We start from the raw sequence: 14,132 nt of genomic DNA on the forward strand, positions 1-14,132 counted from the left end.
TTTGTATATTTGAGGCTTTAAAATTGAATGAAGATGAGTACTAAAGAAGAAGTATTAGAAGAGGTGAAAACCACCACGCAGAAGGAAAATGAGATCGTACTTTATAATGACGATTACAACACTTTTGATCACGTAATAGAAACTTTAATCTACGCCTGTGAACACACTCCGGTGCAGGCAGAACAATGCGCTATCCTGGTGCACTACAAAGGAAAGTGTACGGTTAAAACCGGCTCTTTTGATGAATTAAAGCCAAGATGTTCCAAATTATTGGAAGAAGGTTTAAGTGCCGAGATCGTTTAATTTAAAAAAGTCAATTTTTTATTTTTAGATTCTAAAAATAATAATATATTTGCAGCCGCTTAACCACTTAGGAAAAGCAATATTAAAAAGGCCTTGTGGCGCAACTGAATAGCGCACCTGATTACGGCTCAGGAGGTTCCAGGTTTGAATCCTGGCAAGGTCACTTTTTAGAGAATTCAAATGATGTCAAAACCCTGTAAATGCTATGATTTACAGGGTTTTATGTTTTTTAGGGCTTTTGTTAGAATGACTTTTATTATATTTATTATCTAACAAATCGTCAACATAAAAAATTACCCTGTCAACATGTTGACAGTTTGATTACCAGTAGCTTAAATTTTTTGTGGATTTGACTTTCGTCTTTTAGCTGAATATTAATTTAAAGACGATACCTATGCGTACTTCTAAAACATTTTCCATCTTATTCTGGGTGTATGCTTCCAGAGTGAAAAACAATCAAGCAAATCTCTACGTTCGAATTTCTCTAGATAGCCGTAGAGTAAACATTAGTTTAAAATCTAAAGTTCCATTCGATCTTTGGGATCCTTCAACACAACGTCTCGATGGTAGTTCTAAACAAGCTAGGGAGGCTAATAATCTCATTTCGGAGACCAGAACGAAGATTTTTCAGAATTACCAGGACTTAAGGTTTCAGAATAAAAAAGTAACCGCAGACCTTCTTAAATCAAATTTTTTAGGGGAAGGGCCTAGAGATAAAACCTTGTTAGATATTTTAGAGTATCACAAGCAAAAGATTGAGAAAACGCTTACCAAAGGAACCATCCGTAATTTCGGTGTTACAGAGAAATATGTTCTTAAATTCTTAAACGAAGAATTTAAGACGACCACTATTTATCTAAACGAACTTAATTATAAGTTTATCAATGACTTTGCGAATTTCCTTTTTAACTACTGGCCAAAAGGCCATGTGAATGCCATGAGTCATAACACGGTAATGAAGCATTTACAAAGACTTCGTAAAATAGTAACTCTTGCTTTTCATTTGGAATGGGTTGAAAAGGATCCGTTTATACGATGGAAACCTACTTTCCAAAAAAAGGAACGGGACTTTCTAAATCTTAGTGAGTTAAAACAAATCGAGGATTTTTATTTTCATAATGACCGTTTGGATAGGGTTAGGGATTTATTTGTTTTCAGCTGTTATACTGGGATCAGTTTTACAGATATGAATGATCTAACTAAGGATAATGTCAGGAATGGTCTGGACGGCCAAAAGTGGCTTTTCACTTCAAGAAATAAGACTAAAGCCAAAGTTAAGATACCTTTACTGGATAAAGCTCTAGAGATACTCGAAAAGTACAACGAACATCCAATGACCGAAATAACTCAAAGTCTTTTACCAGTTATAACTAATGTTAAGGTTAATCTTTATTTAAAGGAAGTAGCTGATCTATGTGATATCAAGAAGAATTTAACCTTTCATATGGCCAGGCATACTTTTGCTACTACTGTTACGCTTTCCAATGGAGTACCTATAGAAACTGTCTCTAAGCTTTTGGGGCATACGAAAATAGCAACAACCCAAATATATGCGCGAGTCCTTGAAGATAAATTAAGTCAGGATATGTCTGAACTTAGTCGGAAGCTTAGAAATTGGAAACCTAATATTTAATTAGAAATTAAATAAAATCTGATAGTAGGCAGTTGGCAGGTTAGACCTTAAGGTTTTACATACATCGAAAAATTGATATAATGAAAGTGGTGGTATTCTTAAAATCCTAAGAATAGATATTATTTTAAGTGGCTAGTTCGAGGGCAAGTGCTTAAAGCCTTGTTAATCGATTTATTTTCAAGGCTTTTCTTGTTTTCAGTAGTCATTGTGGTTTCTCCGTTTTTTATATCCTTTTAAAATTATGGAATAATTTATCTCCAGTTTATTTCGTGATTTAATTGACAAACTTTTTTGAATTCAGTTTCTGTAGACAAGAATGTTTGTTTCTAGTTTAAACATCAATTTCATCGACAAACTTTTTTGAATTCAATTTTTGTACACAAAGTTATTTGTTTACAGGTTTTATAAGAAACTGATTTGCAATTTTTGTTCACCTAAAATTTACTATTTGTATACATTACGGGTTAAAACGGAAGTCAAATGACTTTGTGTCTTGTTTTTTGCTATTTTTGAGAACCAAAATGTGAATTATGGATTTTAATGAAACAGAAGCAGTTCGATATCATTACGGAAAATTTCCGCCCAAGAATATTAGCTATAATAATTTTATTACAGAAATTATTAAAGCTACGGCCGCATTAGCTCGGTATGATCAAACGCTTAAAAACTTACATAATAATGAGATTTTGTTAGCTCCGTTAAGAAATCAAGAGGCCGTTATTTCTTCAAGAATTGAAGGTACAATAAGTACGATGGATGAAATTCTGCAATATGAAGCTGATGACGACGGGGGAAATTTAAATGCCAGATCGGAAGTAATTGAAACGATATTATACCAACGTGCACTAAAAAATGCACAAAAAGCATTGGAGGATGGATACGAACTTTCTACAAGTTATATAAAACAAATGCACCAACAATTATTACATTTTGGTAGAGGTGCAACCAAATCGCCAGGAGAATTTAAGAAGGAACAAAATTACTTAGCAGATAAGATTAAAAAGAAGATCCAGTTTATTCCTATTAGTCCGGAAAAATTAGATGAAGGTCTTGAAGAACTTTTTAATTACTTAAAGAATAGTAATGATCCCGCATTAATAAAAACTGCGTTAATGCATCTAGAGTTTGAAGCACTGCACCCTTTTCAGGATGGAAATGGAAGAATTGGACGAATGTTAATAACTCTCTTTCTGTGGAAGGAGGGTATACTCTCACAACCACATTTCTATATTAGTGGTTATATGGAAGAAAACAAAGATCAATATATAGATACTATGAGAAAAGTATCAGAAAAAAACGATTGGGAAGCCTGGATAAAATTTTTTTTAACGGCTGTGGAAAAACAAGCCATCTGGAATTTAGAAATTGCAGAAAATATAAGGACTCTCTATGAGAAAATGAAAATCGAATTTTCAGATATTCTTTCGTCCAAATGGAGTATGAATACTTTAGATTTTGTTTTTACTTTTCCGGTTTTTAGAAATAATAAATTTATATCCACTTCAGGTATACCTTCTGCAACTGCAGCAGGAATTACTAAAAAATTATTAGAAAATGGTTATTTGCTTCAAAAAGAAGAAGCATCAGGCAGAAGGCCTGCTTTATATTCCTTTGAACCACTTATGAGAATTGTAAGAGTATAAAGAATATTTCAATGCTTCTTTTAAAGTTTTTTTCATTTTGCAACTGTGTGTTGCAATCTTAATTTTTTACTGTGTAAAATTTAAAATTAGGCAAAAAAATAACAGGGGTCGCGACCCCTGTTATTTTTTTATTTACACAATTTATGAGATAGTGCTCGCATAATATTGTTATTGTCGATTTTCTTAATTGAATTATTGGAGATTAGGCTTTATAATAAAACTGTAGAAATATTGTTGAGAAGGAATTGTATATTGGTTATGTACCAGTCTTCCCCAAGATGTATCACCTCCAACACCCATTTGTAAATGATCTATATTCCATTGTATATTTTTTCCTAATTTAATATCAGCTCCGTGCTTTTTGGTAATAGGTACAAGACCGGAAGCTGAATCTGTCATTTCATTATCATTCAAATCAATCTCTGCCATTTTAAATGGCCAGACACTTGTATTCAATAAGGAACTAGTTGCAATCGTTGTAAGGGTTATGTCTTTCGATTCCAGTTTCATCCACCTAACATCGGTTTTGTTACCTGTTTCCTGTGGCCTAAGGTATCGATGGAACTGATCTTCGATATTACCTGAATAAATTCCAGTTGGTTGGCCAGTTTTACGATCCCAGTAGGTTTCTTCTGGCCCTTTCCCGTACCAGCTTACGTTCTTAAAGTCTGAAGGTAAAATTAAATACATACCAATTCTTGGAATATTCGGTAAATCTTCTTTTAGGGGCTCAAAATTATAATTCACTTTAAGATGGCCTTCAGAATTTAAAGTATACTGGACATTGACCTGTGCAGTTTTTTCCGGTAGCTGGTATGCCACCTCAAATGAAACTAGATTATTAACAAATGCTGGTTGTTTAATTAATTTTGATGTATAATTATAGGTACCTGTTTTCCATATTTTAGCCCAATTATGCATTCCATTACCCAAATCATTATCGGTAGGAGCACGCCAAAAATTTAAACGTATTGGTTCTTTGGTTATCAATTTATTGTCATATTTCCATTTTTGAATTTCCCCACTAGTCTTATCTAAACTGAGTTCGAAATTTTTTCCTTTAATTAGAAAATTGTCTGGATCAGCAACAATATCTAATATGTCATTCTCAGGGCCAAAATTTGAATTTTCAAAAGATGATAGAGAAAATTCTTCAAAAGCCAAGAGATGATTTTCCGGTAATAAGCTTTTTGCTGTAACTGTTTCCATAAAAAGCTGTAATATGATTTCATTTTGCTCTGGAAGTGTTTGATTGAGATTTAATTGGTATTCTTGTTTAGTTCTAGGTTTAATTTTGTTTAAAGAAATTTCTCCCGAATCTATACTTTTTCCATTTTTTAAAACCTTCCATATAACTTTTTCGTCCTCTAAAGTTTCAAAGAAATATTTATTGAAAATTTCTATCGTTGATGAAGCTTTATTAAACTTAAATTCAACCGGCTGATATACTTTTTTCACTTCAGATAAGTGAGGGTGTGGATTCCGGTAGGGATCCACCAAGCCATTGTTTAAAAAATTTCCGTCAGTAGGTAAATCGGGATGAAAATCATACCCATAAGCCAAATAGGGTTTGCCATCTGGATATTTATATTCCAGGGACTGGTCTACCCAGTCCCAAATAAACCCTCCCTGAAGCACCTCATATTTCTCTATAACATCCCAGTAATCCTGTAAATTCCCAACTGAGTTTCCCATGGCATGAGCATATTCTATCATTATCGCAGGCTTATTGGGATCATTTTTCGCATAGTCCTCCAAATGAGAAGCAGAAGGGTACATTGGGCAATATATATCTGTATAATGTTCGGTTTTTGCAGGTTCGTACTGTACAGGTCTGGAGTCATGCTCTTTTAGCCATTTGTAAGTAGTCTCGAATACCTTGCCGTGACCAGCCTCATTTCCTAAAGACCAAATAATTATAGAGGGATGGTTTCGATCTCTATAAAACATTCTTTTTGTCCTTTCTAAATGAGCGGGTATCCAACTTTCCTCGTTTCCTATTTGTGTTTTTTCATCAATTGCGAGAGGATGACTTTCTATATTGGCTTCATCAATTACATAAAGACCATATTTATCGCATAGATCGTACCAGTAGGGATCGTTAGGGTAGTGACTACTTCGTACTGAATTAATATTATTTTGTTTCATCATGCTTATATCCTTTTCCATACTTTCCTTACTTACCACGTGCCCGGTAATAGGGTCGGTTTCATGACGATCTACTCCTTTAATATAAATAGGTTTTCCGTTAACGAGTAATTGATTTTCTTTTATTTCTACGGAACGGAATCCTATTTTTTTTGAAATAAATGAGCTAGAAACATTTTTGCCAGGTTGCAAACTAAATTCCAGGGTGTATAAATTTGGAATTTCGGCTGACCATTTTTCTACATTTTTAAGCTCCTTAGAATATGTTTTTTTTACGGATTCATTTTTTTTGATATGAACTTCTTCTGAAGCTGAATAAACTATTTTCCCATTTGGATCCCTGAGTTTTACCCAAAGATCTGCTTTCAGATTTTTCTGAGAAGTATTTTTGATAAAAAAGCTGCCCTTAAAGCTCCCATCCTGATAGTTGTTGGTGAGATCTGCTTTTATTCCAACATCCTGAATATTAATTTTAGGAATGCTATATAAATACACATCCCGATCTATACCGCTCATTCTTAACATATCCTGGCTTTCTAAGTAGCTGGCGTCACTCCAGCGTACCATTTGCAAAGCCAGCAGGTTTTTATCTTTTTTTATAAGATTGGAGATATCAAACTCTGCTGGCGTTTTAGAACCTTCAGAATATCCCACAAATTCTCCGTTCAGGTAAACTTCCATAGCTTTTGTAGCTGCAAAATGGAGGATAAGTTTGCTGTCTTTAATAAAATCTGCTGAAACTTCAATGACTTTACGATAGGTGCCCACGGGATTATATTCATAAGGAATATTTGGCCAGGTTTCTTCAAAGGGATAACGCTCGTCCAGGTAAATAGGATGGCCATAACCCTGGGTTTCCCAATTTCCCGGAACCATTATTTTGTCCCATCCTTCTGGATTAATTTGAGATTCGTAATAATCTTCCGGCCGGTCGTTTAAAGATTTCACCCATTTAAAGTCCCATTCCCCGTTAAGGGAGATGAATCTTTCAGAAAGTTCCTTATCGTTTTTTTTGGCTAAGGCCTGGTTTTCAAAAGCAAAAAAATCTGCTCTTGGATCAAGTTTGTTGATTTCAAAAACCTTATGGTTTTCGTAAGGTCTTTTGTCCTGGGCAATAGCGTTTGCACTTATTAACAATAAGGAAAGAAGAAAATATAATTGATTTTTCATTATTTGTGGGATATTAAATTTTTGAAGTATTTAGATTACTGGTTTGTAACACAGTTTTTAGGTGATATATAAAGTAATCAACCTGGTTCCGGTTTATTATTATTGGAGGTTTCAATTTGAGTACATTATTATCTGGTCCATCGGTACTCATTAATACACCTCGAGCTTTCATCTTATTCACCAGTAAGCTAGCTGCATTGGTTAATGGATTTTTGTTTTTATCATTAAGTTCAAAACCAAGAAACAATCCTTTGCCTCTAACATCGCCAATTACAGGGAATTGATTTTGAAGGGTTTTAAGCTGTTCTTTTAGATAGTTGCCAATTTCTAATGCGTTTTCCTGTAGGTTCTCTTCCTTAATCACTTCCAGCACTTTTTTGCCTATGGCACAGGAAACAGGGTTTCCCCCAAAGGTGTTAAAATACTCCATGCCGTTGGCAAAAGTGTTGGCGATCTCAGGGGTGCAAACCACAGCTGCCAGGGGGTGGCCGTTGCCCAGAGGTTTGCCTATAGTCACGATATCGGGAATCACAGCGTGTTCCTGAAAACCCCAAAAATTCGTACCTAATCTTCCGCAACCTACCTGTACTTCGTCGGCAATGCAAACACCACCGGCTTTTCGGGTATATTGGTAAGCTAATTTTAAATAATCTTGAGGTAATTCTATCTGCCCACCACAACTAATAATACTTTCACAAATAAAAGCTGCCGGTTTTCTGTTTTTTTTATAAATCGATTTGATTGCATCTTGTATATGAGCAGCGTATCGTGGTCCAGATTGATGGCCACGATATTTTCCCCTAAACGCATCGGGCAATGGAACTATTTGGGTATGTTCTGGCGCACCTTTTCCCCCTTTTCCATCAAATTTATACGAACTTATGTCTATACAAGCATTGGTATTCCCGTGATATCCGACTTCTACCGCTATAAAATCTTTCTGGCCGGTATGAGATTTGGCCATCCTAATGGCAAGTTCATTGGCTTCACTTCCTGAGTTTACAAAATGTACTACCGAAAGTTCCTTTGGGAAAGTGGCTAAAAGATTTTTAGCAAACAGAAGGATATTTTCATGAAGATAACGGGAATTGGTGTTAAGCATTTCCATTTGCTTTTTTCCTGCGTCAACCACTTTCTTATGCTCGTGCCCTAGGTGGGCTACATTATTAACCATATCCAGGTATTTTCTACCCTTATCGTCTATAAGGTAAGCCCCATCGCCACGAACTATTTTTAAGGGGTCCTTATAACTTAAACTCAGGCTTTTTCCTAAATAGGTTTTACGCTCTGAGATCAGGGTTTCAGAATCAAGCCTATTTTCTGCTATTTTAACCTCTTTAAATAGGGCTAATGGATTTGGGAAAATTTGGTTGTAAACTTCTTTTTCCCTCTGTAAACAATTTGAAACAGGTGGTAGCATTTGTGGAGAAAGAAGGCTTAATTGAAAGCAAAAAGCATTTTTTTCTGTGGGTTTATGGGTGCCTAATAAACTACCTTTATCTATTTCCTGATCAACCTCTTTAGAAGATTCTATTTTAAGATTGCGGTAAATGGAATAGAACTTTTCTTTATTATCAAACGGATGTTCAATGATCAGGATTTTTTCGGTCTCATCCAGTTCAATAATTTTTCCCGGAATTAAGGCACGAAGTTTAAACTTTTTAAAATACCAAAATTGTATTCCTAAAAACAAATTCTTCCAGAAATCACCATTCAAAGTAGTTATTCGGTTCTTCTCGTTAATCAATTCTGGCCGGACTTCATTATAACCACCAAAAAAGATCTTTTCATTTTCTTCGAGCCAAAGTGCCTGAATCCTATTTGCCATTTTCTCCCTGGTTCTAACATCTTCCATATTGCTAATGGAGTTCGAAGAAATGTCCAAATTTAAAGGTTGAAAGGAGGCTGTTTTTTTCGTCTCAATAAGATCTGAAAGATGGTAATTGCTAGCCTGGGAATATTCTTTAAATAATAAAACCTTCTTCTTTTCTTTATATCCACAGGTGTTTTGAAATAAAATTCTGGCAAAGTCTGGACTTATACGGTGCCATTTCTTAATTAATTCCCAGCCTCCCGCGGCACTAATTTGATGGTATTCGTTTTCAGGTTCGTTTTGGGCGTTTAATTGTGCTTTTGTAAGGCTGATTATTAGACGCGCACCCACCAGCCAATACAGAATTTCCAATTCTTCCTTTTTAAGTGGAAAAGAGGCGTGGTAGCCCTTAATTACTTCTATTGCAGCTTCAAGAACCTGCTTTTTTTCCATCATGGCATACGTAATACAAACTGCCAAATCGTTTATGGTAGCAGTATAAGTAGCATCGCCAAAATCTATTAAGCCTATGACCTTTTCAGAATTAAGTTGAACTATAATATTACGGTCGTTAATGTCATTATGAACAATACTCTTGCGACATTTTGCTAATTGATTTTCAATAGACTCAAAACCATCATAGAAATATTTGATGTATTTCTTTTTTTCTGAATCAAACAGATGTTGATATTCTTTTGTCCAGGATGTTTGTGAAATATCCCAATGGAATTTTCGCTGCAAGGGGTATGTGTCTTCAAAGTTTTTTAAATGCTGGGTGAGTTTTCCGGCTTTTACTCCCAGCTCAAATAACAGGCCGGTCGTAAAAAAAGAGTTTTCGCTCCATAGCTGTCCAGGTATCCAGGTTAAAAGTCTTATATAGAAATTTTTCCCTTCAATTTCCAGCTCAGTAATTAAGTTTTCTTTTATACTGGGAATGGTTTGCGGTAAAATTAGTCCGGTGTCACCTCCTTTTAAATGCTTGAGAATATTATTCTGAAACTTCAGAAAATTCAGTTTACATTTTTCCCGGGAAGCCATTTTTAAGATATAATCCCCCGCGTTTGTTTTTACCGAGAAATTAAGGTCTAGTTCTCCCGGAAGAGGAGTTATTGTTCCTGTTATATTATATAGACTGTGGACTATTTCTTTAACACTATCCAGGCTTAACTTTTCCATATTCATTCCTTTAAGAGTAGTAGTAAATAATGAGCGGCAGACCAGCTAAAATTGTGAGCCTCCAGGCCTTCTCCAGTTATGGGGTTGTAATTCTCTCGAATAGAGGTTCCTTTTTCCGTTAATCCTTCAGCATTATGGATTAATTTCTTAGTAAGCTGGTTCGCTTCTTTATTAAATCCATATTTTTTTAATCCATTAACTCCAAAGTAAGATTGATCTATCCAGGTGGGGCCTCGCCAATACCCACCATCTGGTTCAAATTTTTCTGAACTGGCATCTAAGGTTTGCAACGGGACAGCGGTATTAAATTTTGTGCTATCCATCATTGTCTTTAAAAGCTTCTTAGCCTGAATTTTTGAGGCGACTCCTGCCCAAAGAGGTATCCAGCCTTCGCTTCCTTTTATGTTGACAAAAGATTTGCCATCTATGGAAGTGTCATAATACCACCCATCTTCCTCACTATAAAATTGCTGACGAATTTGCTTTTTTAAAGCATCAGCTTCGTTTTGGAATTGTTTTGCTTGTTCTTTTTTATCAAGAATGTTTGCTAATTTTTTTAAATAGAGCTTTTCGGCAAATAAATAGGAGTTGAGGTCTACACTTTCCTGATCCATGGAAAAAGCGTTTGTATCATTGGCCAGCAATTTAGTATCGTCAAACCGCACCGCATTATCCATCCCGCTTTCCCATTTCGCTGCAATGAGAGTTCCATCGGTAGAGCCATATTCACATAGGCCATCCTGGTCATGATCCCGGAACTGGTACCACCAATCATGTTGCTTTTTAATTTTAGGATAAATGTTTTCAATGAAATTAATATCTCCATCTTGTTGAAAAATTGTCCAGGCAGCCCAGGCAGAAAGCGGGGGCTTGGTATTTCGGTAATTGTTCTCCTCAATTAAGTTATCCCGGTACACGCAATCTGGTATAAATCCGTTTTCAGTTTGATAGTCGTACATAGCCAGTACTTGTTGTTTTGCCAAATCTGTATCATAATGCGCTACCGCCACTGCGTGTTTCCAACTATCCCAGGCCCAAAAACCATAAAACCATTTATAATTATAACTGGGAAAGAAACCGTCATATTTTAATCCGCCGGAAGCCGTTCGCCAATTGTTTTGTAGCGTAAGCAAAGATTTTTGGGCCAATTGGTAATAAGTGGAATCCTGCCATTGAGCTCCTATTTTAGCGTTAATAGACTTAATGGTCACTAGTTTTTGACTTTTAGTTTTTTGATAGGAAGCATCAAATTTTTCCTGAAGCCTGGTTATTGCTGCCAGCTCGTTTTTATTAAATTTTGAGGCATAAGAAAAGGAATAGCTGAGCTCGTAAGTTTCGCCGGCTCCTATTTCAATTGGTTTCAGATATGCTGTATAAGCAGTATCCAAAATTTTTATAGTAGATTTTTTTATTTCACCGGGAAGGTGCAGTAGCCCATAGAAATTATTTATTTCACTTTCTACCTTTATAAAACCCTTATTTTTTGATAAGGAAAAATCTCCGTTAAATATTTTTCCTTCTATGACCGGCCTTATCGTAATTGATTGGTCTTGTAGGTTTTTAAATTGAAATTGAAACATTGCTGTTTTAGCAGATGCAAAGAACATTTTATGGGATACCAACCAGTTTTTCGTTTTTTTCTGGAATTCCAAACCGGATAATGTACTCTGAAAAGATTTTTTTATTTCTGAATTATGGCTGATTTTATCCAAGTCTTGAAGCTGAATATTAACCAGGGATGGCCCTAACCAGGCTCCGTTTTCCTGAGACATTATAAATGGCCCGGAAAAACCATTTACATCTGAGGCTTTAGGCATGGAATAACCAAACCAGGAACCTTTATCTGAAAAAGCAAGAAAAGATTTATCCTCGATAGAATTTGGTATTCCCCGGTAGTCCAATACATTGGAAATTTCTTTATCGTCCGGATGAGCATTGTTTTTTTGCGCGAATAAAAAAGTAGCGCCAGTAAATAAGAAAAGACTAGTTAAAAGATATTTATTCATTTTTATAAAAGTTGTTAATCTGAAAGATTCAGAATAGATTACTTAAATAGAAATGAATTAGATGGAAATAAAGTGGCGTTTTTAAAATATTACGCCCACGGACAGGCCTAAATTACAAAAAAATGATTAGCGTCCAAGAAATAGTTTGAAAATTTTGAGTACCCTTAAAAATAAATGGTTCTTCTAATAAATAAGGTTTAAAAAATGTTAAATAACTATTTTAAAAAATTGGTTAGCTCGTTAAAAATATCTTGTTTTGTTTAAATATTATTGTATATCCGTATAGTGTCCTAATTATAAAATTTAGCTTTATATATCACGTCGAGCGCAGTCGAGACGTTTTTGTTAGACCTTTCGACTGCGCTCAAGGTGAGAAAAACAAGCTTAGGATTATTTACGGACAATCATAAATATTATTAAACAGTGGAATTAAATCTTATTCTAGAAAGATTAAAGAAACAAGATAAGAAGGCTTTTCAACAAGTCTTTGAGGCTTTTTATCCATGTTTGGTAGACTACTCTTATAAATTCACTTACAATCAGGCAGCAAGTGAAGATTTGGTGCAGGAATCATTTATTTATATTTGGGAAAATTCAGATAACCTAAAAATTAAAAAATCCCTTCAGGCTTATTTATTCACTATGGTTAGAAACCGTAGCCTTAATTATCTCAAAAAAATTAACCTTACCGATTCTAACCATCTTATTGATATTTCCAACTTCCTTACGGAAGACTTTCAGGAAAATATGATTTCTGAAAATGAGATGAGGGCACTTACTCAAAATGCCGAAGAAATCCTGAAATGTTTACCGGGAAAAATGCAGGAAATCTTTAAGCTAAAAGTAATGCATAGCTTAAGTTATAAGGAAATAGCTGAGGAAATGGGGGTTTCTGTAAATACCGTAAAGACTCAACTAAAACGGGCCAGGTTTAAAATAGAATCAGCTTTATCAATACTTTATTTTATCCTTCTTTTCTACTAAAAAGAAAAAAAGATATAAAAATTGTCACCCTATCCAGAAAAAAACTTGTCTCATAATAAAGGGGCATCATACCTAATTGATAATGGAATATAGTTTATTAGTAAAAAGGCTTAAAAAAGGTTTAAACCCTAAGGAAGAAAAACAATTCCAGGAATGGTATTTTTCTTCCCCAGATCATCGTGTGTATTATGAAAACTTAAAAAATAATTTTCATGATTCCCGTGACCTTAAAATAAATACTTCCAAAGCCTGGGAAAAAGTTGATAAGAAGATTGTAAAAGCTAAGAATAATTATTGGAAATATGTTATTGCAGCTATTGTGGTAGTCGGCTTCCTGAGTTTTCCTATTTACTTTTTTTTAAGTACTCCATTGGAGCAGAAAAATAAAGTAGTAAATGTTAATGAGTTGGAGTCTCCTTCTGAAGGTGTGATTTTTAAGGATCAAAATGGAAACTCTGTTACTTTCGGAAAAAATGATTCGGTTGTATCCGGTAAGTATTATCAGGGAAGTAAAAATCAGCTTAAAATTGCGAAAGTTTCCGAAGCTGTGGGCATTAATACGATTATAGTGCCAACCGGAAAACAATTTAATATTGAATTAAGCGATGGTACAAAAGTTACCTTGAATGCCAAGTCAAAGCTTGAATTCCCTACCAGTTTCAGTGAAAGTGATCATAGAAAAATTAATTTGATATATGGAGAAGCCTATTTTGAGGTGACTCCTGCATCTGAAAACAACGACAAAAAATTTATAGTTGAAAATTCCAATCAAAATATAGAGGTGATTGGCACTTCTTTTAATATTGAAAATTATAATGAAGGGGAAATTGTAACCACTTTGGTAGAGGGGAAAATTAATCTTTTATACGGAAAAGATAAAACCGTTATGACTCCAGGTCAACAATCTACTGTAAAAAATCAAAACTTAGAAGCTATAAAAAAAGTTGAAGTTTATGATTATGTAGCCTGGAAAGACGGTATGTTTTTATTTAAAGATAAATCTTTGGAGGATATCTTTAACGTACTTTCAAGATGGTATGATATAGAAGTAGAATTTGAGCAAAAGACACTTCAGGAAATAAAATTTAATGGCAGATTTAAACAACAGCAAAAACTGAAAAATATTCTGCACATTATTGAAAATACTAAACGAGCACGATTTGAATTAAATGGAAATAAGATCAAAGTAATGCAATATCAGGAGTAAAAAAAGGAATGGGGTTTAGACCTGGACAATTTAAACTCCCACTCCCATT

The 14,132-nt window shown here is 34.6% G+C and carries 8 protein-coding genes and 1 tRNA gene; 6 read left to right on the plus strand and 3 right to left on the minus strand.

The features are described 5' to 3' along the window. Positions 1-33: 33 nt before the first annotated feature. From B5X51_RS14385 to B5X51_RS14400, 4 genes are all read left to right on the plus strand, one after another. A complete protein-coding gene (locus B5X51_RS14385; protein ID WP_070054610.1) occupies positions 34-303 on the plus strand; it encodes an ATP-dependent Clp protease adaptor ClpS in 270 nt (89 codons plus the stop codon). Between the two features lie 89 nt (positions 304-392). Further along, a tRNA-Arg gene (locus tag B5X51_RS14390) sits at positions 393-466 on the plus strand. A 231-nt stretch (positions 467-697) separates the two neighbouring features. Continuing rightward, positions 698-1,936: a site-specific integrase gene (locus tag B5X51_RS14395; protein WP_079721887.1), complete on the plus strand. Its 1,239-nt coding sequence runs from the start codon at positions 698-700 to the stop codon at positions 1,934-1,936. 530 nt (positions 1,937-2,466) lie between these two features. Next, a complete protein-coding gene (locus B5X51_RS14400; RefSeq protein WP_079721888.1) occupies positions 2,467-3,579 on the plus strand; it encodes a Fic family protein in 1,113 nt (370 codons plus the stop codon). Positions 3,580-3,771: 192 nt separating this feature from the next. Here B5X51_RS14400 and B5X51_RS14405 read toward each other — a convergent pair whose 3' ends face one another. The 3 genes from B5X51_RS14405 to B5X51_RS14415 are packed head-to-tail and all read right to left on the minus strand — an operon-like array spanning position 3,772 to position 11,892. After that, complete coding sequence (locus B5X51_RS14405; RefSeq protein WP_079721889.1) at positions 3,772-6,897, minus strand: beta-galactosidase, LacZ type; 3,126 nt, start codon at positions 6,895-6,897, stop codon at positions 3,772-3,774. 13 nt (positions 6,898-6,910) lie between these two features. Then, entirely contained in the window at positions 6,911-9,886 is a 2,976-nt protein-coding gene (locus B5X51_RS14410; protein WP_245828760.1) for an aminotransferase class III-fold pyridoxal phosphate-dependent enzyme, read from the minus strand. 2 nt (positions 9,887-9,888) lie between these two features. Then, positions 9,889-11,892 carry an MGH1-like glycoside hydrolase domain-containing protein gene (locus tag B5X51_RS14415; RefSeq protein WP_079721891.1) on the minus strand — a complete coding sequence of 668 codons (2,004 nt, stop codon included), beginning with the start codon at positions 11,890-11,892 and terminating at the stop codon, positions 9,889-9,891. A gap of 423 nt (positions 11,893-12,315) precedes the next feature. Between B5X51_RS14415 and B5X51_RS14420 the strand changes: the two genes are divergently transcribed. Both B5X51_RS14420 and B5X51_RS14425 read left to right on the plus strand, forming a co-directional pair. After that, complete coding sequence (locus B5X51_RS14420; protein ID WP_079721893.1) at positions 12,316-12,876, plus strand: RNA polymerase sigma factor; 561 nt, start codon at positions 12,316-12,318, stop codon at positions 12,874-12,876. Between the two features lie 82 nt (positions 12,877-12,958). Further along, positions 12,959-14,083, plus strand: coding sequence for a FecR family protein (locus B5X51_RS14425; RefSeq protein ID WP_079721894.1), 1,125 nt, complete (start codon positions 12,959-12,961; stop codon positions 14,081-14,083). Positions 14,084-14,132 lie beyond the last annotated feature (49 nt).

It is taken from the genome of Salegentibacter holothuriorum (genome assembly GCF_900168045.1).
GTDB classification, from domain to species: domain Bacteria; phylum Bacteroidota; class Bacteroidia; order Flavobacteriales; family Flavobacteriaceae; genus Salegentibacter; species Salegentibacter holothuriorum.

Bases quoted from the DNA above. Each gene is read 5' to 3' on its own strand.
- B5X51_RS14385 (WP_070054610.1), top strand. From the start codon at position 34: ATGAGTACTAAAGAAGAAGTATTAGAAGAGGTGAAAACCACCACGCAG.
- B5X51_RS14395 (WP_079721887.1), top strand. From the start codon at position 698: ATGCGTACTTCTAAAACATTTTCCATCTTATTCTGGGTGTATGCTTCC.
- B5X51_RS14400 (WP_079721888.1), top strand. From the start codon at position 2,467: ATGGATTTTAATGAAACAGAAGCAGTTCGATATCATTACGGAAAATTT.
- B5X51_RS14405 (WP_079721889.1), bottom strand. From the start codon at position 6,897: ATGAAAAATCAATTATATTTTCTTCTTTCCTTATTGTTAATAAGTGCA.
- B5X51_RS14410 (WP_245828760.1), bottom strand. From the start codon at position 9,886: ATGGAAAAGTTAAGCCTGGATAGTGTTAAAGAAATAGTCCACAGTCTA.
- B5X51_RS14415 (WP_079721891.1), bottom strand. From the start codon at position 11,892: ATGAATAAATATCTTTTAACTAGTCTTTTCTTATTTACTGGCGCTACT.
- B5X51_RS14425 (WP_079721894.1), top strand. From the start codon at position 12,959: ATGGAATATAGTTTATTAGTAAAAAGGCTTAAAAAAGGTTTAAACCCT.